Raw genomic sequence first — 20,820 nt, 5'->3', positions numbered from 1 at the left:
TGGTCGCGCCCGCCAAGTGACAAGCAACGCTAGCCGGCGACAATGATGAGTTCGGGGCTGGTCCGCAGCACGGGCGACCGGTCCCAGTCGCCGTACCACTCCACCCTGGCGAAGCCCGCTTCGGCGAGCAGCGCCGCCAGTTGGTCCCGCTCGACGAACCGCAGGACGCTCGGAGCCACGACCTCGTCGCCGCCGCCGAAGTCGAAATGGGTTTCGTAGCGGACGATCTGGCCATCGACGGCGGTCACCTCATAGTGGGCCTCGACCCGGCCGATGCCGGCCACCTCGACGGCCGAGGCGGTTTCGGCAGGCGTCCACCCTTCCCAGTCGCGGAAGGCCGGATTGCGGGTCTCGAAGACCAGGCGGCCGTTGGGCGCAAGATGCCGGTGCAGGTTGCGAAGCGCGACGGCAATCGCCTCGTCGGTCAGGAAAACCTGGAAGACGTGCCCGGTCATGAAGACGAGGTCGAAGCGTGTCGGGACGTCCAGGCTCACCGCGTCGCTTTCGATCCAGTCCACCGCGTCACCGCCGGCACGGCTGCGGGCGACGGCCATCATGCCGGCGGCCGGGTCGGCCCCGGTGACCTCGTGGCCGCGCCGCGCAAGTTCGACAGCGAGCGCGCCGGTGCCGCAGCCCATGTCGAGAATGACCTTCGGTTTGCTTCCCGCCATGTCGAGATAGAAGGCCGTATCCGCGCCGGCGGGATTGAGCGCATCGTAGACGGCGGCAAGACGGGGGTCGGAATAGCTGATGTCCGGCATGGCCGCGATGGGTGGCCAAGGCCCAGCACGATGTCAATTGGCCGGTGAATTTCGGACACCCCCACAAGGATTTTCACGAAAGCGTGCTCTTGCGGTGCTTTTATTGCGCCGCACAGGACGTATATGTTGCAGTGCAACATCAAGCGACCCGGAAGGAATTCCAATGAGCACGCGCAAGACCGCCATCGTCACCGGCTCGACCTCGGGCATCGGCCTCGCCATCGCCGAGGCATTTGCGAGGCAAGGCATGAACGTGGTCATCAACTCCTTCTCCGACACGCCCGCCGACCACGCGCTCGCCGAAAAGCTCTCCAGGGAGCAAAAGGCCGAAGTCGTCTATGTCCAGGCCGACATGTCGAAGGCCGCGGAATGCCGCGCCCTGGTCGCCAAGGCAGAGAAGGAATTCGGATCGGTCGACATCCTGGTCAACAACGCCGGCATCCAGCACGTCGCGCCGGTCGAGGAGTTCCCGATCGACAAGTGGGATGCGATCATTGCCATCAACCTGACCTCGGCCTTCCACACCATCGCCGCGGCCATCCCGCTGATGAAGAAGAGCGGCGGCGGCCGCATCATCAACGTCGCATCGGCCCACGGCCTCGTCGCCTCGCCCTACAAGTCCGCCTATGTCTCGGCCAAGCACGGCATCATGGGCCTGACCAAGACCGTGGCGCTGGAAGTTGCGCGCGAGAGCATCACCTGCAACGCGATCTGCCCGGGCTACGTGCTGACCCCGCTGGTAGAGGCGCAGATTCCCGACCAGATGAAGGCGCACGACATGGACCGCGACACCGTCGTTCGCGAGGTCATGCTGGACCGCCAGCCGACCAAGGAATTCGTGACGGTCGAGCAGGTCGCGGCCACTGCGGTCTTCCTCGCCTCGCCGGCAGCGGCACAGATCAACGGCACGAACATCTCGGTCGACGGCGGCTGGACCGCGCAATAGTCGATCGAGCAAAAGACTGGACGGACGCATGAACGGCAACGGCAAGGCGGAGGAAACCAAGCCGATCAATATCGCGCTGCAGGGCGGAGGCTCGCACGGGGCCTTCTCCTGGGGCGTGCTCGATCGGCTGCTCGAGGACGGCAGGCTCGACATCAGGGCCGTGTCGGGCACCAGCGCGGGCGCGATGAACGCGGTCGCCCTTGCCGACGGCTGGGTACGCGGCGGCCGCGATGGCGCCCGGCGGAAGCTCGAGGATTTCTGGCGGGCAGTCGCACGCAAGGGCCGCTTCAGTCCGGTGCAGCGCTCGCCCTGGGACGTACTGTGGGGCAACTGGTCGATCGAGAACACGCCCGGCTACATCTGGTTCGACACCATGTCGCGGGTGTTCTCGCCCTATCTCGCCAATCCGATGAATCTCAACCCGCTGCGCGACGTCGTGGCCGAGGAGATCGACTTCGGCAACGTCCGCGCCTGCACGGCGATCGACCTGTTCATCTCGGCGACCAATGTGGAGACGGGGCAGTTGCGCGTCTTCAGCGACGGCGAGATCGATCTCGACACGGTGATGGCCTCGGCCTGCCTGCCGCAGATATTCCAGGCGGTCGAGATCAAGGGCGTGCCCTATTGGGACGGTGGCTATGGCGGCAATCCGGCGATCTATCCCTTCTTCAAGGCCAACGACACCGAAGACGTGCTGCTCGTCCAGATCAACCCGGTGGTGCGCGAGCAAACGCCTAAGACCGCCAACGAGATCCAGAACCGCATCGACGAGATCACCTTCAATGCCGGCCTGCTGCGCGAATTCCGGGCGATCGCCTTCGTCAAGGAACTGATCGCCGTCGGACGCCTGCCGCATGGCGAATTCCGCGACATCCGCATGCATCGCATCGATGCCGACGAGGCCTTCAAGGATCTTTCCGCCTCTTCGAAGATAAACGCCGAATGGGCATTCCTCGAATACTTGCGCGATCTCGGCCGAGACGCGGCGAGCGACTGGCTCGAAGACAACTTTGATTCGGTGGGCAAGACGGCTACGCTCGATCTGTCGGGCGAGCTCGACGACGGCTACAAGCCGATGCGCGGCCCGACGATGGGGCGGCGGGTGCGCGAATTTTTGGCAACGAGGCCCAGGCCGGCGGCGGCCTGACAGCACAACCAGGCCGCGAAACCGCCGTTTCGCGCCAATCCGGCGACCATGTGCTGACAACTCCTGCCAGTTTTGTCAGCATGATCTTTCCATTACTTTTTCTGACTATTTTGCGTTGCACATTTGATGTAGAAGACGGCGCTTCCGTCACTCTGCCCCCGTGACGGATTGAACGCGGTGTGGTGCGCCCCCATATCGGGTCGACGTGCCAGGCAAGATGGCGGTGAGCCGCAGCCGTCCCTAACGGATAGCGACAATGTCGAAGATTAGGTTCCACAAGCTTGCAGCCTTGGTCGTGCTCGTCGGCTTCGCAGCCTGGATGGGCACTGGCAAATTCTCCTCGGTGGGCAGCGCACAGACAGCGCCCGAACAGAAGCCGGCCCAGGCCGAGCAGCCCAAGGCTCCGCCGCGCCAGGTTGCGGTGATTGCGCCGCCACGCATCAACCACGCCCGCGCCATCCGCCTGTCGGGGCAGACCGAAGCCGACAAGCGCGCCACACTCGCCACCCGCGCCGCCGGCATCATTGCAGAACTGCCCGTCAAGCAGGGCGACCACATCAAGCAGGGCGACCTCATCCTGATGCTGGACGCGGAAGAGAAGGCTGCGGCCGTCGACACGGCGAAGGCCGTGCTCGACCAGCGCAAGGCCGAATGGGAAGCAGCGCAGAAGCTGACCAAGACCGGCTCGGTGGCCAAGCTGCAGGCGGACAGCGCCTGGTCGAACTACCAGACCGCGCTTTCCCAGCAGCAGGCGGCCGAAGCCGAACTCGCGCGCAACCAGGTCAAGGCGCCGTTCGACGGCGTCGTCGACCGCGTCAAGGTCGAGCTCGGCAGCTCGGTGATGCAGGGCGCCGAAATCGCCACCATCCTCAGCCTCGATCCGATTCTCGCCAAGGGCGAGATCAGCGAGCGCGACCTGCGCTACATCAAGATCGGCGACGAAGCCGAGGTCCGGTTGGTCAACGGCGACGTGGTGAAGGGCAAGCTGCGCTACGTCAGCCGCGATGCCACCGCCCAGACCCGTACCTTCCCCGTCGAGATCGCGATCCCCAATCCCGACGGCACGATCCCGGCCGGCATGACCGCCGAGATCACCATTCGCGCCAAGCCGGTTGATGCCGTGATGCTGCCGCGTTCGGTGGTGACACTGGGCGAGAACGGCGATCTCGGGATCCGCGCCGTCGATGGCGCCTCGAAGGTGGTGTTCTTCCCGATCGACCTCGTGGACGACACGCAGAAGGGCCTCTTGCTCGGCGGCATTCCGGCCGACGCACGGATCATCGTCGCCGGCCAGGACCTGGTCAGGGAAGGCGACGAGGTACAGGCGCAACCTGCCAACGAGGCGATGGTCAAGAAGCTCGTCGTAGACGCAACCGGGACCCAGTGATCCATGGATATCGTCAAGCTTGCGATCCGCAATTCGCGGCTGACCCTATCGGTACTGATATTCCTGGTGATCGCCGGTACGCTCGCGTACCGCGCGGTCCCCAAGGAGGCCGAGCCGGACGTCGCCATTCCGATCATGTATGTGAGCCTCGTCTATCAGGGCATCTCCCCTGAGGACGCCGAACGGCTGTTGCTCCGCCCCGTCGAATCGCAGCTCAAGAGCCTGAAAGGGCTCAAGGAGATGAAGTCGAACGCCTACCAGGGCGGCGCCAACGTCATCGTCGAGTTCGACCCCTCGGTGGACCTGGGCGACGCGCTGATCGACACGCGCAACAAGGTGCAGGACGCCAAGCGCGACCTGCCGGCGGGCGTCGAGGAGCCGACCGTCAACGAGGTCAACCTCTCGGAATTCCCGGTTCTCGTCGTCACGCTTTCCGGTGACGTGCCTGAACGCGCGCTGACTGCCGCGGCCAAGCAGCTGCGTGACCAGATCGAGGAAGTGCCCGGCGTGCTGGAAGGCACGCTGCAGGGTTCGCGCGACGAACTCGTCGAAGCGATCATCGACCCGGTCAAGCTGTCGTCCTACGGGCTGCAGCTCGACCAGATGATCCAGGGCATCGGTCAGTCCAACAGCCTCGTCGCCGCCGGCGCGATCGAAGGCAGCGAAGGCAAATACGCCGTCAAGGTGCCGGCCCTGATCGAAACACCCGAGGACGTGGCGCGGCTGCCCGTCGTCGCGACGCCGAACGCCGTCGTGCGCGTGCAGGACCTGGCAACCGTGCGCTCGACCTTCAAGGACGCCGAGACCATCACCCGTCTCGACGGCAAGCCGGCGATCGCGATCGAGGTCAAGAAGCGCATCGGCGCCAACATCGTCGAGACCATCGAAGGCGCCAAGGCGGTCGCGGATGCGTTCGTGAAGAACGCCCCGCCGGGGCTGAAGGTCACCTACACCCAGGACAAGTCGGTCTTCGTCAACCAGCTTCTGTCCGACCTCCAGAACCACGTGCTGATCGCCGTCATCCTGGTCTTCATCGTCATCCTCTATGCGCTGTCGGGCAGGGCCTCGCTGCTCATCGGCCTCGCCATCCCGTCATCGTTCCTGATGGGCATCCTGGCGCTGGCGCTGATGGGCTACACGATCAACATGATCGTGCTGTTCAGCCTGATCCTGGCGGTCGGCATGCTGGTGGACGACGCCATCATCGTCACCGAATTCGCCGAACGCCGCATGTCCGAGGGCATGCCCAAGGAGGAAGCGTTCGAACTGGCGGCCAAGCGCATGGCGGGCCCGGTGATCGCGGCCACCATGACCCGCATCGCCGCCTTCTCGCCGCTGCTGTTCTGGCCCGGCATCATCGGCGACTTCATGAAGTACCTGCCGATCACCCTGATCGTCACGCTGGCGGCGTCGATGGCCTATGCGCTGATCTTCGCGCCGACGCTCGGAGCGATCTTCGCCAAGGCTCCGGTCCACGATGAGGAACACCTCAAGGACGGCGCCTACATGGCCGTCGTCAAGAAGGCCGTGCACTATCCGATCACGGCGCTCGTGCTGACCCTCGCGCTGCTCGCCGGCGGCTTCTATTCCTACGTCAAGTTCGGCAACGGCGTGGAGTTCTTCCCGACGGTCGAACCGGACTACGGCCTGCTCTACGTGCACGCGCGCGGCAACCTCTCGCTCGACGAGATGGACGCCGCCACGCGCGAGGCCGAGAACCGGATCCTCGGCTGGCCCGGCATCAAGTCGGTCTATACACGCTCCGGCAAGTCGCGCGGCGGCCAGGACATTCCCGAGGACGTCGTCGGCGTGATCCAGTACGAGTTCATCGACTGGCGCGAACGCAAGTCGGCGCATGTCATCCTCGATGAACTGCGCACGGTGATGGCCGGCATCCCCGGCGTCGACGTCGAAGTGCGCGTACCCGACGCGGGGCCGCCCAGCGGCAAGCCGATCCAGGTGCAGCTGTCGGCCGTCGACCCGACCGGGCTCAACGACTACGCCAAGAAGGTCGCGGCGGCCGTTACCAAGGTGCCCGGCGTCATCGACATCTCCGACGGCCTGCCTCCGCCCGGCATCGACTGGGCGCTCGAGGTCGACCGCTCCAAGGCCGCCCAATACGGCGTCAGCCCGACGGCGGTCGGCACGGTGGTCCAGCTGGTCACCACGGGCCTCAAGCTCACCGACTATCGTCCGGCCGGCGCCGACGACGCGGTCGACATCAGGCTGCGCCTGCCGGAAGACCGCCGCACGCTCTCGGCGGTCGACCAGTTGCGCATCGTCACCCCGCAAGGCTCGGTGCCGATCTCGAACTTCGTGTCACGCAAGCCCGAGCCCACGGTCGGCGTGCTGAACCGCATCGACGGCAAGCGCACGATCACCATCCAGGGCAACGTCGCCTCCGGCTTCCAGGTCGCGGCAGTACAGGGCGAGGTCAGCAAGGTCGTCGGCGACATGGCGCAGCCCGGCATCGACTGGAAGCTGGCCGGCTCCAACGAGGACAGCGCCGAAGCCAGCGCCTTCCTGAGCAACGCCTTCGGCGCGGCGATCTTCCTGATCTTCATCGTGCTGCTCGCGCAGTTCAACAAGTTCACCAGCGTGGTGCTGGTGCTGACCTGCGTGGTGATGGCGACGGTGGGCGCGCTGCTCGGCATGCTGCTCACCGGCCAGGCCTTCGTGATTGTCATGTCGGGCATCGGCATGATCGCGCTGGCCGGCGTCGTGGTGAACAACAACATCGTGCTGATCGACACCTATGACCGGTTGCGCGACGAAGGCTGGAGCAAGCTCGACGCCGTGCTGCAGACCTGCCGCGAGCGCGCCCGGCCGGTGGTGCTGACGGCACTGTCGGCGATCCTCGGCGTGGCGCCGATCGCCTTCGGCCTCGGCCTGGAGATCTTCCACCAGGAAACGACCATCAACGCGCCCTCGACCCAGTGGTGGATCGCGCTGTCCTCGGCCATCGTCTTCGGCCTGTCCTTCGCCACCGTGCTGACGCTGGTGGTGACGCCGGCGATGCTGATGGTGTTCACCCGCGAGAAGCGCAAGCCGGGCCAGCGCGGCTGGATCAGCCGGCTGTTCCGCCGCGGCAAGAAGCAGGAAGAGCAGGCCGCGCCGGCGGCGGGCGAACCTGCGACGGCATTCCCGAAGGCCGCCGAGTAGGCACGCCGACAGGATCCGAGAAAAAGGCCGCCCGGAACGTCCGGGCGGCCTTTTGCGTTCAACCTCGACACAATCACAAGACGAGGCAGAACGAGATGACCCTCACCACCCTGCTCCTCATCATCCTGATCCTCATCCTGATCGGCGCGGTGCCCGCCTGGCCGCACTCCCGCAACTGGGGCTACGGACCGTCGGGCATCGTCGGCATATTGCTCGTCGTGCTGCTGGTGTTGCTGCTGCTGGGAAGGATCTGACGGTTCGAGCCGAGGCGATCCGGGAACAGGGCGAAGCGGTTTTCCGTACGGAATTGCCTCAAGACAAGATGGCGCGGCGGCACGGCGTGTGACCAGCCAGCCGCGACGCCGTAGGACGCGGGCGAGCGAATGCATTCTGCGCATGCCTCGCGCCGAAGCCTTACCGAGAGGAGCGAAAGCTCTATTCGGCCGGAGCCGGCTGAGCCACCGCCCTGAAGTCGGCGTGGCGGGCAAGGCCGGCCATCAGGCAGACGACGACCAGCAGCCCCGACAGGGCCACGAAGATCGGTGCGAAGCCGGTGAACTGGGCGACGAAGCCGATCGCAGAGGGTGCCACCAGGATGCCGGAATAGCCCATGGTCGTGACGACGCTCATGCCGATGCCAGGCGGCACGCCGGGCTGGTTGCCGGCGGCAGAAAAGGCGATCGGCACCATGTTGGCGACGCCGAGACCACAGATCGCGAAGGCTGCGATGGCGATCCACGGGTTCGGTGCGAAACCCGCGGCCAGCATGCCGGTTGCCGCGAGCAGCGCCGAGACCCGCAGCGTGTTCACCGCGCCGAAGCGGTTGCGCACGCCGTCGCCGAGGAAGCGCATCAGCGCCATGATCCCCGAAAAGGCGGCGAAAGCGAAGCCGGCCGTGGCGATGTCGGCCCCCAGTTCCTGTTTGAGGTAGAGCGCCGCCCAGTCGAGGACGGCGCCTTCCGGGACCATGGAAAACAGCGCCATGATGCCGACGAGATAGATGGTCGGCATCCGCGGCAGCCGGAAATGCTGGTGCTCGTGCGCCACCGGCTTGTCTTCCGCGATCAGGCCGCGCAGCGCGACCGCCGTCATGGCCGCGGCCGCGGCCGTAACCATGCCGGCATGGACGAGATGGCCGAAATTCTGGATCACGATGCCGCCGAGCCCACCGCCGACGAAACCGCCGAGGCTCCAGAAACCGTGCGACGACGACATGATCGCCCGCGACAGCTTCTTCTCGACCGCCACCGCATTGGCGTTCATGGCGACGTCCATGGCGCCGATCGACCCGCCGAAGATGAACATGGTGACCGCGGCCAGCCAGACGTTGGGCGCCAGCGCCACGAGCAGCAGCGCGAATACCACGACCCAGGCAAAGCCGACGACTACCGGCCGCGAGCCCCGCTTCGACATAAGGTAGCCCGAGAACGGCATCGCCGTCAGTGCGCCTAGGCCGAACACGAGGATCAGCAGGCCAAGCACGAACTCGGAGATAGCGAGGCGAGACAAGAGCAGCGGGATCTGCGGCGCCCAGCTTCCTGTGACGAAACCGTTGATGAAGAAGGCCGCAGCGACGGCCCAGCGGGCCCAGGCGGGTTTGGCATCGGCATTCAAGGCATTCATGGAGCGCGCTCCTAGCACATGCACATGGCGACCGAAATCGTCTTCAGCCGGCGGCCCGTGCCTGGGTTCGAAGGTGATAGGGATCGAGCGATCCCCCGGCGAGTTGCATCGCCATCGGAGACAATCCTTAAATCGATTTAATTCCCGGTCAAGGCAAGCGTCGCCGCAACCATTGGGCCAGACCGGTAACAAAAGTTAACGATTGCCCGAATTCCGTCGAATAGCGCATGTAGGCGACGTCTGAGGAACTGCGGCGGGGACAGGCAACACCATCCGCTTGCGCGTTCAGCACCTTGCATGCCGTTACGGGTTGGGGGGTCGATGCCGGCTGGTGGCCGGGTCGCACCATTGTGGAGTCCTGTGCCATGAATACCCCCGCATTCCGGCTTGCCGGAATTTCCGACCAGGTCGGCGATCACGTCCGCCGCGCCCACCGGCTTGTGCCGCAGTTCGGCATGTCGCCCCTTCTTGCCAAGATCGTCGCCGGCGGCAGCGTGGCTGTGCTTGCAATCGTCGTTGCCGGCGTGATGATCGGGAGCGATCCCACGCCGGACCCGACCCAGACGGCTGCCGTACCCCACCCCCAATTGCCGCAGACAACCGGCACGAAGGCATCGGTATCCGTTGCAAAGCCCGCGCCCGCACCCTCGCCGGCCCCAACGGTCTCCAGCGGCACGGCTGCCGCCGGCGAGCAGCCCGACCCGACGCGGCTTGCAGCAGCCCCGGTGTCCGCCGTGACGGCCCGCTTCGAGAGCCTGGACGCCGCAGCAACGACCGGACCGGACGAGCGTGGCTCGAGCGCCGTCGAGCCGTTGCTCGAAACCAAGCCCATCCAGCCGCCCGAGGCGACCGCGGCGGCGCCCGAAGGGCTGCGCGGCTCGATCGACGTCGAGGTGGCCGAGACCGAAGCGGAAGTGGCCATGCTCGAACAGACGACCGGCATGATCGACACGCAAGCGACCGACAATCCTGCCGACGGGCCATTGCCCGACCTGCAGCCGGCGAAGGTCGTCAAGTATGCCAACCTGCGCGACGGACCTGCCGACGAGGCCAAGGTGATCGCCGTCGTGCCGGCAAATGCGGCGATCGAGGCCGAGACCGGCTGCAACTGGTGCACGGTCGTCTACAAGGACCAGCGCGGCTACATGTACAAGAGCCTCATCCGCCGCAGCGTGGCCGAAGAGGCGAAGGCCGGCCAGGGGCTGTTCTGAGCCCCTGGAAACAGGCTGAGGCAGCTCCCGCGCGCCTCTTCGTCAGGCGGAATGGGAACCTAACTTGAAGTCCCTTTCACCGCCTCGCCCCTTCGACAAGCTCAGGGCCCGGCACCTCTCCCCACTTCGTGAGGCGAGGAACCCAAGTCCTGCAAGGCCTGCCGCTGTCAGCGCCTGCCTGACAACCGACCGCGCGAGCATCAGCCGTAGACGACGAGCAGGTCCTTGGCGTCGATCTGGTCGCCGGCGCGCACCAGCACCTCGGCGATCGTGCCGTCGCGCTCGGCATGCAGCGCCGTCTCCATCTTCATCGCCTCGATGGACAAAAGCACGTCACCGGCCTTGACCGGCTGGCCGGCCAGGACGGCGAGCGTCGAGACCACGCCCGGCATCGGGGCGCCGACATGGGCGTCGTTGCCGGCCTCGGCCTTGCGACGCGCCTTCGAGGCGGACGCGCCATGGGCCCGGTCCGGCACCTTGACGCGGCGCGGCTGGCCGTTGAGCTCGAAGAACACCGTGACCATGCCCTTCTCGTCGACGTCGCCGACGGCGAGGCAGCGGATGACCAGGGTCTTGCCCTTCTCGATGTCGACGAAGACCTCGTCCTCCGGCTCCATGCCGTAGAAATAGGTCGGCGTCGGCAGCACGCTGACCGGGCCGTAGGTCTCCTGGGCACCGGCGAAGTCGGTGAACACCTTGGGATACATCAGCCACGACGCGAACTCGCTCTCCGAGAGCTTCCGTCCCAGCTTGGCCTCGATGTCCTTGCGGCCGGCCTTGAGGTCGGCCTGCTTCAGCAGCGAGCCGGGGCGCACGGCGATCGGCGTTTCGCCCTTCAGCGCCTTCTTCTGCAGCGCCGCCGGCCAGCCGCCGGGCGACTGGCCGAGATCGCCGCGCAGCATCGACACGACGGAGTCCGGGAACGCGATGTCCTTGGCCGGATTCTCGACGTCGGCGACGGTGAGTTCCTGGCTCACCATCATCAGCGCCATGTCGCCCACCACCTTCGACGACGGCGTGACCTTGACGATGTCGCCGAACATCAGGTTGACGTCGTGATAGGCCTGCGCCACCTCGTGCCAGCGGGTTTCGAGGCCGAGCGAGCGCGCCTGCTCCTTGAGGTTGGTGAACTGGCCGCCCGGCATCTCGTGGAGATAGACTTCCGAGGCAGGCCCCTTCAGGTCGCTCTCGAAGGCAGCATACTGGTTGCGCACGGCCTCCCAGTAGAACGAGATGCGCCGGATCCATTCGGGATCGAGGCCCGGGTCGCGGTCCGAACCGCGCAGCGCCTCGACGATCGAGCCCAGGCAGGGCTGCGAGGTGTTGCCGGAGAAGGCGTCCATCGCCGCATCGATCGCGTCGACGCCGCTCTCGACCGCCGCCAGCACCGTGGCACCCGAGAGGCCCGAGGTGTCGTGCGTGTGGAAGTGGATCGGCAGGTCGGTGGCTTCGCGCAGCGCCTTGAACAGCGCCCGCGCCGCGGCCGGCTTGAGCAGGCCGGCCATGTCCTTGACGGCGATGATATGGGCGCCGGCAGCCTCGAGTTCCTTGGCGAGCCCGACATAGTATTTCAGGTCGTACTTGGCGCGGTTCGGGTCGAGGATGTCGCCGGTGTAGCACATCGCCGCCTCGCAGAGCTTGCCCTCGGCGCCCACGGCGTCCATCGACACGCGCATGTTCTCGACCCAGTTGAGGCAGTCGAAGACGCGGAAGAGGTCGACGCCGCCGGCGGCGGCCTGGCGGACGAAGTGCTGGACGACGTTGTCCGGATAGTTGGTGTAGCCGACGCCGTTGGCGCCGCGCAAAAGCATCTGCAGCAGGATGTTGGGCGCGGCGCGGCGCACCTTGTCCAGCCGCTCCCAGGGATCCTCGGTGAGGAAGCGCATGGCGACGTCGAAGGTGGCACCGCCCCAGCATTCGAGCGACAGCAGTTGCGGCAATGCCCGCGCATAGGTGCCGGCGATCTTGGCGATGTCATGCGTGCGCATGCGGGTGGCCAGCAGCGACTGGTGGCCGTCGCGCATCGTCGTGTCGGTGATCAGCACCTGCTTCTGGGCGCGCATCCAGGCCGCGAACTTCTCGGGCCCGAGATCGTCGAGCTTCTGCCTGGTGCCGTCGGGGATGGAACCGGTGAACCACGGCACGACGGGCGCCGCGGCCTCCGGATTGGGCATGGCGCGACCGCGCGTCTCGGGATGGCCGTTGACGGTCACGTCGGCGAGATAGTTGAGCAGCTTGGTGGCGCGGTCCTGGCGCTTGACCTGGGCGAACAGCTCCGGCGTCGAGTCGATGAACCTGGTCGTGTAGGAATTGTCGCGGAAGGCCGGGTGGGTGATGATCGCCTCGAGGAAGGTGAGGTTCGTCGCCACGCCGCGGATGCGGAACTCGCGCAGCGCCCGGTGCATGCGGGCGATCGCCTCGTCGGGGGTCGGCGCCCAGGCGGTGACCTTCTCGAGCAGCGGATCGTAGAAGCGGGTGATGACCGCGCCCGAATAGGCCGTGCCGCCGTCGAGGCGGATGCCGAAGCCGGTGGCGCCGCGATAGGCGGTGATGCGGCCATAGTCCGGGATGAAGTTCTGTTCCGGATCCTCGGTGGTGATGCGGCACTGCAGCGCGTGGCCGTTGAGCCTGATGGCGGCCTGTGCCGGCACGCCCGATTCCGGCGTGCCGATGGCAAAGCCGTCGAGGATGTGGATCTGCGCCTTGACGATGTCGATGCCGGTCACCTGCTCGGTGACGGTGTGCTCGACCTGGATGCGCGGATTGACCTCGATGAAGTAGAACTTGCCGGTGTCGGCGTCCTGCAGGAACTCGACCGTGCCGGCGCCGATGTAGCTGGTTTCGCGGGCGATCTTCAGCGCATGGCCGCAAAGTTCCTGGCGGAGCGCGTCGGACAGATAGGGCGCCGGCGCGCGCTCCACGACCTTCTGGTTACGGCGCTGGATCGAGCAATCGCGCTCGAACAGGTGCACGGCGTTGCCGTGGGTGTCGCCGAGGATCTGCACCTCGACATGGCGGGCGCGCTCGATCAGCTTCTCGAGATAGACCTCGTCCTTGCCGAACGCGGCCTTGGCCTCGCGCTTGCCTTCCATCACCTCGCGGACGAGGTCGGCCTCGCTGCGGATGGCGCGCATGCCGCGGCCGCCGCCGCCCCAGGATGCCTTGAGCATGACCGGATAGCCGATCTCGGCGGCGAGCTTCTTCACCACCTCCATGTCGTCGGGCAGCGGCTCGGTGGCAGGCACCACCGGCACGCCGACCTCGATGGCGAGGTTGCGCGCCGCGACCTTGTTGCCGAGGCGGCGCATCGTCTCCGGCTTCGGCCCGATGAAGGTGATGCCGTTGGCCGCACAGGCCTCTGCGAACTCCGGGCTTTCGGACAAAAGCCCGTAGCCGGGATGGATGGCGTCGGCCCCGGACAGCTTGGCGACGCGCATGATCTCGTCGATCGACAGATAGCTTTCGATCGGTCCCATGTCCTTGGAAAGCCAGGCACCGCGGCCGACCTGGTAGCTTTCGTCGGCCTTGAAGCGATGCAGCGAGTATTTGTCCTCTTCCGCCCAGATCGCCACGGTTTTGAGCCCCAGCTCATTCGCCGCGCGGAACACGCGGATGGCGATTTCGGATCGGTTGGCGACGAGGATCTTGCTGATCGGCACGTAAACTCTCCAGGCTCCGGAATTTCAGGGGCGGCGAATGATTAGCGCGATTATGCTGCAGCGCAACCAAAAACACGCACCCTTAAACCGATTTAAATTCCCTAGGGTCAGGGAGCCTGATCTTGCCCGCCGGCAAATGAAAAATGCCCGGCGTAGAGCGCCGGGCATTGTCGCAATCAGGGCAGTAGGAGCTTACTGCTGCTGGACGTAGGTGTACTTGCCGTCCGCACCCTTCTTCCACTCGTACATGACGTAGCCGGGCAGCTTCGGATCGCCCTTCTCGTCATAGGAGATGTCGCCGAGAGCGGTCTTGAACGGACCCTTCTCCTTCATCGCCTTCGCCACTTCCTGCGGATCGACCGAGTTGGCGGCCTTGGCCGCACCGGCGATCACCTGCATGGCAGCGTAGGAATAGAGCGTGTAGGCTTCCGGCTCGAAACCCTGCGAGCGGAACTTCTCGACCAGGTCCTTGTTCTCGGGGATCAGGCGCGGGTCCGGACCGAAGGTGTTGAGCGTGCCTTCGACGGCGTCGCCGGCGATCGAGGCGAGTTCGTTGGAGACGATGCCGTCGCCCGAAACCAGCTTGGCCTTGAGGCCCTGGTCGGCCGACTGGCGGATGATCAGGCCGGCTTCGGTGTGGAGGCCGCCCCAGTAGATGATCGAGACGCCGGCTTCCTTCATCTTGGCGATCAGCGCCGAGAAGTCCTTGTCGCCGATGTTGACGCCTTCATACATGACTTCGGTGACGCCGGCGGCGTTCATCGCCTTCTTGGTTTCGTCGGCGAGGCCCTGGCCGTAAGGCGTCTTGTCATGGATGACGGCGATCTTGGCGTCCTTGAACTTCTCGGCCAGATAGGCGCCGGCGATGCCGCCCTGCTGGTCGTCACGGCCGCAGGTGCGGAAGGTGTTCCACAGGCCGCGTTCGGTGAACTTCGGGTTGGTCGCAGCCGGGGTGATCTCGAGGATGCCGTTCTCGGCGTAGACTTCCGAGGCCGGGATCGAAACGCCCGAGTTGAAGTGGCCGACCACGAACTTCACGCCATCGGCGACGAACTTGTTGGCCACCGAGATGCCCTGCTTCGGGTCGGAGACGTCGTCGCCGACGACGACCTTGACCTGCTCGCCATTGATGCCACCGGCCGCATTGATGTCCGCCGCGGCCTGCTCAGCGCCCTTCTGGAGCTGCGCTCCGAAAGCGGCGTTGGGGCCGGTGATCGGACCGGCGACGCCGATGATGATTTCGGCCCATGCGCTGCCGCTGAACGCCACGAGCGCGGTCAGCGCAACTGCCGACAAAAGTGATTTTTTCATTGAAACACTCCCATTGTTGAGTGGGCGTGGATGTTCTTTCATGCGATGCCCACCCATATCGCAGAAAGGTGAGTTTGCCGATTTTCCGGCAGTTGTCACGCCGATTCATGGCGAATCGGCGCGTGGTGACCCCTCAGGACTTTGGCCTCCAAGAAAGAGGCGAAGCCTTTTCATAAAGCCAATGGTATTGCTTCACCATCTGGTTGGTGCGCGTATATTTATAGCCAAGCGTTGCGAAAATGAGCAGCACGATGGTGTCGACGACATAGTATTGCAGCGAAAACATCGTGCCGCCGAACAGCGCATGGTGAATGAAGCGGACGCCGATGCCCAACCCGAGGATGTAGAGCACCAGCTTGCCGTAGGTCCGCCAGGTCTGCGCGCAGGCGCGGCCTGTCATCCAGGCCGCCCATCCGCCCAGCAGGCAGGTGACGAAGAAGAACTGCCAGATCGAGGCTTCCTCGTAGAGAATGCCCTGCATGATGCTCACTCCTAGTGGCGGCCGCCTTCGAGATAGGCGGCGCGAACTTCGGGATCGGCGAGTAGGTCCTTGCCGGTGCCGCTCATGGTGACGACGCCGTTGACCATGACATAGCCGCGCGTGGCGAGCTTGAGCGCGCCGAAGGCGTTCTGCTCGACGAGGAACACGGTGAGCCCCTGCGTGCGGTTGAGCTCGCGGATGGCGTCGAAGATCTGCTTGACGATCAGCGGCGCGAGACCCAGCGAAGGCTCGTCCAGCAAAAGCAGCTTCGGTCGCGCCATCAGCGCGCGGCCGATCGACAGCATCTGCTGCTCGCCGCCCGACAGCGTGCCGCCGCGCTGGCCGATGCGCTCCTTGAGCCGCGGGAACAGGGCGAACACCTTCTCGACGTCCTCGTTGTAATATTTGAGGTTGTCGAGGCTGGCGCCCATCTGCAGGTTTTCCATCACCGTCATGCGCGGGAAGATGCGCCGGCCTTCCGGCGACTGCGCGATGCGCATCCTGGCGATCTCGTGCGTCGGCATTTCGGTGATGTCCGTGCCGGCGAAGTTGATGGTGCCGCGGCGCGCCCTGGGGCTGCCGAAGATGGTCATCATCAGGGTCGACTTGCCGGCGCCATTGGCACCGATGAGCGCGACGATCTCGCCCTCGTTGACCGAAACGTTGACGCCGTTCAGCGCGCGGATATTGCCGTAGTAGGTCTCGACGCCCCTGATGTCGAGCAAGGTCTTCGCCGTCACTTGCCACCTCCGCGCTTGGCTTTCGCCGGCTTGGCCGCTTCACGCGCCAGCGCCTTGGCCTGCCCCACCCAGTCTTCCCGCCCGATGCGGCCGTCGAAGGCCAGATAGGCCTCGGCCGCCGCAATGTCGGCCTTCTTCCACGACGCGATCTGGTCGAAATGGAAGATGCCGTGCTCGTTGAGCTTCTTCTCGTTCACCGGACCGATGCCCTTGATGTCGATCAGCCGGTCGGCCACGCCGCCGCGCGGAGCGGGCAGCGTGTTGGCGATCGTCTTGGGGGCGGCTGGCTTGGCTGCCGCCGGCTTGGCCGGTGCCTTCGCAGGCTTTGCCACTGGTCCGGCTGCAGCCTTGGCTGGCTTGGCCGCCGGCTTCGCGGGAGCCTTTGATTCCGCCTTCATTGCCGCCACAGGGGCAGGCTTGGCGCTGGGCTTGGGCGCCGGGGAGGATTTGACCGCCGGCTTGGCGGCAGGCGCGGCCTTGGCAGGCCCGGTCGCGGGCTTGGCTGACGACGCGGCCTTCACAGCGGCCTTTGTCGTAGCCTTGGGTGCGGGAGCAACCTTCGGCGCTTCGGCCTTTGCAGCTGGCTTCTTCGGAGCTTGAGCCGGTGCGGCCTTGGCCGCTGGCTTGACCGGCTCCTTGGCCGCCGCCGGCTTGACCGCCACAGGTTTTGCCGTCATGGCGGCAGGCTTCGCCTCAACCGCTTTCGCCGTGGGCGCGGCAGCGGCCTTGGTCGAAGCCGTCGACTTCGGTGCAGCTTTCCCGGCCTTTGCCGGTTTCGCCGCCGGCGCCCACATCAGCCCTGCGACGGGCGCCTTTGCCGCCTTGGCCGCCGGGGCCGTCGCTGCGGCAGGCTTTGCCGATTTCGCGGCCAGTGCCTCGACCTGCGCCGCCTTCGAGGCAGCCTTCGAGACCGGCACGGTCTCGCCATGGCCGTCGGTATGGACGACGGTCTCGCTGACGGGGCCGGCCATCATCGAAGCGGATGTGTTGGGGCCGTGGGCCGGATCCGGCACGCCTTCGAGTTCCTCGATGACCTGTTCGTCGCCGACCTCGACCAGCACCTCGCCGACCTCCTCGTCGTCGACGCCGAGATAGGCGGCGATGACCTTGGGGTCGGTCCTGACGGAAAGCGGATCACCGTCGGAGATCTTGCGGCCATACTCCAGCACCACGACGTGGTCGGAGATCTGCATCACGACCGACATGTCGTGCTCGATGAGCAGGATCGACGTGCCCGTATTGTCCCTGATGTCGTTGAGCAGGGTGTTGAGCGCCAGCGACTCCTTGGGGTTGAGGCCCGCCGCCGGTTCGTCGAGGCAGAGCAATTCGGGGCCCGTGCACATGGCCCGCGCGATCTCGAGCCGGCGCTGCGCGCCGTAGGGAAGGTCGCCAGCCGGGTCGTCGGCACGATCGATCAAGTCGGCCTTCTCCAGCCAGTGCTTGGCAAGGTCGATCGACTCGGCCGAGGCCTTGCGGTAGCCGCCGAGGCCGAGCAGCCCCATCACCGTGTAGCCGGAGGCCTTCATCAGCTTGTTGTGCTGCGCCACCAAAAGGTTCTCGAGCAGGGTCATGCCCGAGAACAGGCGGATATTCTGGAACGTGCGCGCCACCTTGGCCTTGGCCGTGATCTGGAAGTCCGGCATGCGCTCGAGCAGGAATTCCCCGCCCTCGCGGCCGTTGAACCGGATCATGCCCTCGGTCGGCTTGTAGAAGCCGGTGATGCAGTTGAAGACGGTGGTCTTGCCGGCGCCATTCGGCCCGATCAGCGCGGTGATCTCGCCGCGCCTGGCTTCGAAGGACAGGTCGCCGATGGCGACCAGGCCGCCGAATTTCATCGACAGATGTTCGACCTCGAGGATCGGCTTGTTCATGGAAACGCTCGCGTTCATCAGCCGTGACCTTCCTTGGTGAAGGCGCTGGAGACGGCCTTCCGCTCATGCAGGAAAGCGGTGGGTTCTCGACTGCCGACGAAACCTCGCGGCTTCCACAGCATCACGACCACCATGGCCATGCCGAACAGCAGCATGCGGTAGAGTTCGGGCGTGAAGTCGGAACCGAAGACGAGCTTCAGGAACTCCATCTCGCGCAGGATTTCCGTGCCGCCGATCATCACAGCCGCAGCGACCGCTATGCCCACCAGCGAGCCCATGCCGCCAAGCACGACGATGGCCAGGATGATGGCAGACTCGATGAAGACAAAGGACTCGGGACTGACGAAGCCCTGGCGGGCGGCGAAGAACGAGCCGGCGAAGCCGCCGAACATGGCACCGGTGGCAAAGGCCGTCAGCTTGGTCGTCGTGGTGTTGATGCCGAGCGAGCGGCAGGCGATCTCGTCCTCGCGCAGCGCTTCCCAGGCGCGCCCCACCGGCATGCGGCGCAGGCGGATGGTGACGAAGGCCGTCAGCAGCGCAAGTCCAAGGATCAGGTAGTAGAGGAAGATCTTGTAGTAGGCGCCGGACTGGGCGATGCCGAGCACCTTAGCGATGTAGTTCGGGTCGGAGACGTTGAACGACATCAGGCCGAAGAAGCTGACCTTCGGGATGCCGGAGACGCCGGCAGCACCATTGGTCACCTCGCGCCAGTTAATCAGCACCAGGCGGATGATCTCGCCGAAGGCCAGCGTCACGATGGCCAGGTAGTCGCCGCGCAGGCGCAGCACCGGGAAGCCCAGCATGACGCCCCAGAAGGCGGACATGATGCCGGCAACCGGCAGCAGGATCCAGAACGACCAGCCGAGCTGGGTGGCGAGCAGCGCATAGGCATAGGCGCCCACCGCATAGAAGGCCACGTAGCCCAGGTCGAGCAGGCCGGCGAGACCGACGACGATGTTCAGGCCCCAGGCCAGCATGACGTAGATCAGGATCTGGATGCCGAAATTGTCGACCCACTTGAGCGAGCCCTGGAAACCTCCGGCAAGCGAGCCGTTGATCAACGTAAGCAAGAGGACGACGACGACCGGGTAGACCAGCAGCACGCCGATACCGATCTTGGAGAAGTTCTTGCGGACGAAGCCCGCCTCCTCGGCCACTGGTGCCGCCTTGGCGCGTTCGGCCTTGCGCCGGTCGATGGCCGGACGGACGAAGGCCGTCATGACGAAACGGCCGAGCATCACCAGTCCGACGATGACGGCGAGCGTGCCCCAGCGCTGGACGAGGATCAGCTCGTTGCGGATGTTCTGGTCGGTCTTGAGGCCGATGAACAGGAAGAACAGGCCAAAGGAGATGGCGCCGGCAATGAGCGCCTCGCGAAGGCCGCGCTGGATGGGAGTGGTGGCGTCTTCGCGTGTGGCTTGGGCGATATTGGCCATGTTTCTCAGACCTTCTCGACTTCAGGCCGGCCGAGGATGCCGGAGGGGAGGAAGATGAGCACGATGGCGAGGATCGAGAACGCCGCGACGTCCTTGTAGTCGATGGAGAAATAGGCCGACCACATGCTTTCGATGAAGCCGATCATCAGTCCGCCAAGCATGGCGCCGGGCAACGACCCGATGCCGCCCAGAACGGCTGCGGTGAAGGCTTTGACGCCCGGCACGAAGCCGTCGGAAAAGGCGACGACGCCGTAGTACATCAGGAACAGCGTGCCGGCGACGGCGGCAAGGGCAGCGCCCATGATGAAGGTGATGGAAATGGTGCGGTCGACGTCGATGCCGAGGAGCGCTGCCATCTTGCGGTCCTGCTCGCAGGCCCGCTGGGCGCGGCCGAGCGAGGTCTTGTTGACCAGGTACCAGAACAGCGCCAGCAGCGAGACGGTGACGATGACGATGATGATCTGCTTCAGCGAGATCGAGATGCCGCCGACATTGTAGACCTGGCTGACCATCGGCGGGATCGGCTTGTTGCGCGGACCCTGCGTCACCTGCACGAAGTTCGACAGCGCGATCGACATGCCGATGGCGGTGATCAGCGGCGCCAGCCGGAACGAACCGCGCAGCGGCCGGTAAGCCACCTTCTCGATGGTCCAGTTGTAGAGGCTGGTCATCAGCATCGCCACGACCATCATGATGAGCAGGGCCACGACCACGGGCACCGAATAGAACATTGCGGTGAGGATCAGGAACACGATCAGGGCGACGAAGGCCCCGAGCATGAAGATGTCGCCGTGGGCGAAATTGATCATGCCGATGATGCCGTAGACCATCGTGTAGCCGATGGCGATGAGGCCATAGATAGACCCCAGCGTCAGCCCATTGACCATCTGCTGGACGAAATATTGCATATGAATGCAGCTCCCCTGGAACGTCGCGCCATGCCCGCGTTCCTTTTCGTATTTCCCCTAGTCCTAAAGTTTCGAGCCTGGATTGCAACGTGATTTTTAAGCACCGTTGCGCCTTGTCGGACGGCCTTTGCGGCCACCCATGTTGTTATGCTGTCCAGGCTCTGGACCATCGCGAAC

The 20,820-nt window shown here is 65.3% G+C and carries 15 protein-coding genes; 6 read left to right on the top strand and 9 right to left on the bottom strand.

Going from position 1 to position 20,820, the window contains the following annotated elements:
• Positions 1-29: 29 nt before the first annotated feature.
• On the bottom strand, positions 30-761 hold the full coding sequence (locus PV773_RS11140) for a methyltransferase domain-containing protein (RefSeq protein ID WP_347966403.1): 732 nt from the start codon (positions 759-761) through the stop codon (positions 30-32).
• 163 nt (positions 762-924) lie between these two features.
• Here PV773_RS11140 and PV773_RS11135 point away from each other — a divergent pair, with 163 nt between their 5' ends.
• The 5 genes from PV773_RS11135 to PV773_RS11115 all read left to right on the top strand — a co-directional run bounded on the left by PV773_RS11135 (position 925) and on the right by PV773_RS11115 (position 7,657).
• Positions 925-1,707 carry a 3-hydroxybutyrate dehydrogenase gene (locus PV773_RS11135; RefSeq protein ID WP_347966402.1) on the top strand — a complete coding sequence of 261 codons (783 nt, stop codon included), beginning with the start codon at positions 925-927 and terminating at the stop codon, positions 1,705-1,707.
• Positions 1,708-1,735: 28 nt separating this feature from the next.
• Positions 1,736-2,854, top strand: a complete 1,119-nt coding sequence (locus PV773_RS11130) for a patatin-like phospholipase family protein (protein WP_347966401.1) — start codon at positions 1,736-1,738, stop codon at positions 2,852-2,854.
• Between the two features lie 256 nt (positions 2,855-3,110).
• Positions 3,111-4,241: an efflux RND transporter periplasmic adaptor subunit gene (locus tag PV773_RS11125; protein WP_347966400.1), complete on the top strand. Its 1,131-nt coding sequence runs from the start codon at positions 3,111-3,113 to the stop codon at positions 4,239-4,241.
• Between the two features lie 3 nt (positions 4,242-4,244).
• On the top strand, positions 4,245-7,403 hold the full coding sequence (locus PV773_RS11120; protein ID WP_347966399.1) for an efflux RND transporter permease subunit: 3,159 nt from the start codon (positions 4,245-4,247) through the stop codon (positions 7,401-7,403).
• Positions 7,404-7,498: 95 nt separating this feature from the next.
• On the top strand, positions 7,499-7,657 hold the full coding sequence (locus tag PV773_RS11115; protein WP_347966398.1) for a DUF3309 family protein: 159 nt from the start codon (positions 7,499-7,501) through the stop codon (positions 7,655-7,657).
• Between the two features lie 181 nt (positions 7,658-7,838).
• On the opposite strand, the gene PV773_RS11110 is transcribed toward PV773_RS11115, so the two are convergent.
• A complete protein-coding gene (locus PV773_RS11110; protein WP_347966397.1) occupies positions 7,839-9,026 on the bottom strand; it encodes an MFS transporter in 1,188 nt (395 codons plus the stop codon).
• Between the two features lie 365 nt (positions 9,027-9,391).
• On the opposite strand from PV773_RS11110, the gene PV773_RS11105 reads away from it, so the two are divergent.
• Positions 9,392-10,237, top strand: a complete 846-nt coding sequence (locus PV773_RS11105) for an SH3 domain-containing protein (RefSeq protein ID WP_347966396.1) — start codon at positions 9,392-9,394, stop codon at positions 10,235-10,237.
• A 200-nt stretch (positions 10,238-10,437) separates the two neighbouring features.
• Here PV773_RS11105 and pyc read toward each other — a convergent pair whose 3' ends face one another.
• From pyc to PV773_RS11070, 7 genes are all read right to left on the bottom strand, one after another.
• Complete coding sequence (pyc, locus tag PV773_RS11100; RefSeq protein WP_347966395.1) at positions 10,438-13,896, bottom strand: pyruvate carboxylase; 3,459 nt, start codon at positions 13,894-13,896, stop codon at positions 10,438-10,440.
• Positions 13,897-14,088: 192 nt separating this feature from the next.
• The gene (locus PV773_RS11095) at positions 14,089-15,207 is read right to left on the bottom strand and encodes a branched-chain amino acid ABC transporter substrate-binding protein (RefSeq protein WP_347966394.1); all 1,119 of its coding nucleotides are present in this window, start codon (positions 15,205-15,207) and stop codon (positions 14,089-14,091) included.
• A 133-nt stretch (positions 15,208-15,340) separates the two neighbouring features.
• On the bottom strand, positions 15,341-15,688 hold the full coding sequence (locus PV773_RS11090; protein WP_347966393.1) for a DUF6867 family protein: 348 nt from the start codon (positions 15,686-15,688) through the stop codon (positions 15,341-15,343).
• 11 nt (positions 15,689-15,699) lie between these two features.
• Positions 15,700-16,428: an ABC transporter ATP-binding protein gene (locus PV773_RS11085; RefSeq protein ID WP_347966392.1), complete on the bottom strand. Its 729-nt coding sequence runs from the start codon at positions 16,426-16,428 to the stop codon at positions 15,700-15,702.
• Positions 16,425-18,317: an ATP-binding cassette domain-containing protein gene (locus tag PV773_RS11080; protein WP_347966391.1), complete on the bottom strand. Its 1,893-nt coding sequence runs from the start codon at positions 18,315-18,317 to the stop codon at positions 16,425-16,427. The genes PV773_RS11085 and PV773_RS11080 overlap by 4 nt, the downstream gene beginning before the upstream one ends.
• The gene (gene livM, locus PV773_RS11075; protein WP_347966390.1) at positions 18,317-19,735 is read right to left on the bottom strand and encodes a high-affinity branched-chain amino acid ABC transporter permease LivM; all 1,419 of its coding nucleotides are present in this window, start codon (positions 19,733-19,735) and stop codon (positions 18,317-18,319) included. Before livM ends, PV773_RS11080 begins: the two co-directional genes overlap by 1 nt.
• Positions 19,736-19,740: 5 nt before the next feature.
• Positions 19,741-20,643: a branched-chain amino acid ABC transporter permease LivH gene (locus PV773_RS11070; protein ID WP_340038006.1), complete on the bottom strand. Its 903-nt coding sequence runs from the start codon at positions 20,641-20,643 to the stop codon at positions 19,741-19,743.
• Positions 20,644-20,820: the final 177 nt, after the last annotated feature.

The sequence above is a fragment of the Mesorhizobium sp. CC13 genome, assembly GCF_039907765.1.
Classification (GTDB): domain Bacteria; phylum Pseudomonadota; class Alphaproteobacteria; order Rhizobiales; family Rhizobiaceae; genus Aminobacter.
Note: the sequence above shows the minus strand (reverse complement) of the source record. Positions and strands in the feature narration are given on the sequence as shown.

What these genes read in the sequence shown, in the direction of transcription:
- PV773_RS11135 (WP_347966402.1), top strand. Translation starts at nt 925, where the DNA reads ATGAGCACGCGCAAGACCGCCATCGTCACCGGCTCGACCTCGGGCATC.
- PV773_RS11125 (WP_347966400.1), top strand. Translation starts at nt 3,111, where the DNA reads ATGTCGAAGATTAGGTTCCACAAGCTTGCAGCCTTGGTCGTGCTCGTC.
- PV773_RS11105 (WP_347966396.1), top strand. Translation starts at nt 9,392, where the DNA reads ATGAATACCCCCGCATTCCGGCTTGCCGGAATTTCCGACCAGGTCGGC.
- PV773_RS11130 (WP_347966401.1), top strand. Translation starts at nt 1,736, where the DNA reads ATGAACGGCAACGGCAAGGCGGAGGAAACCAAGCCGATCAATATCGCG.
- PV773_RS11070 (WP_340038006.1), bottom strand. Translation starts at nt 20,643, where the DNA reads ATGCAATATTTCGTCCAGCAGATGGTCAATGGGCTGACGCTGGGGTCT.
- PV773_RS11110 (WP_347966397.1), bottom strand. Translation starts at nt 9,026, where the DNA reads ATGAATGCCTTGAATGCCGATGCCAAACCCGCCTGGGCCCGCTGGGCC.
- PV773_RS11080 (WP_347966391.1), bottom strand. Translation starts at nt 18,317, where the DNA reads ATGAACGCGAGCGTTTCCATGAACAAGCCGATCCTCGAGGTCGAACAT.
- livM (WP_347966390.1), bottom strand. Translation starts at nt 19,735, where the DNA reads ATGGCCAATATCGCCCAAGCCACACGCGAAGACGCCACCACTCCCATC.
- PV773_RS11115 (WP_347966398.1), top strand. Translation starts at nt 7,499, where the DNA reads ATGACCCTCACCACCCTGCTCCTCATCATCCTGATCCTCATCCTGATC.
- PV773_RS11095 (WP_347966394.1), bottom strand. Translation starts at nt 15,207, where the DNA reads ATGAAAAAATCACTTTTGTCGGCAGTTGCGCTGACCGCGCTCGTGGCG.
- PV773_RS11120 (WP_347966399.1), top strand. Translation starts at nt 4,245, where the DNA reads ATGGATATCGTCAAGCTTGCGATCCGCAATTCGCGGCTGACCCTATCG.
- PV773_RS11140 (WP_347966403.1), bottom strand. Translation starts at nt 761, where the DNA reads ATGCCGGACATCAGCTATTCCGACCCCCGTCTTGCCGCCGTCTACGAT.
- PV773_RS11090 (WP_347966393.1), bottom strand. Translation starts at nt 15,688, where the DNA reads ATGCAGGGCATTCTCTACGAGGAAGCCTCGATCTGGCAGTTCTTCTTC.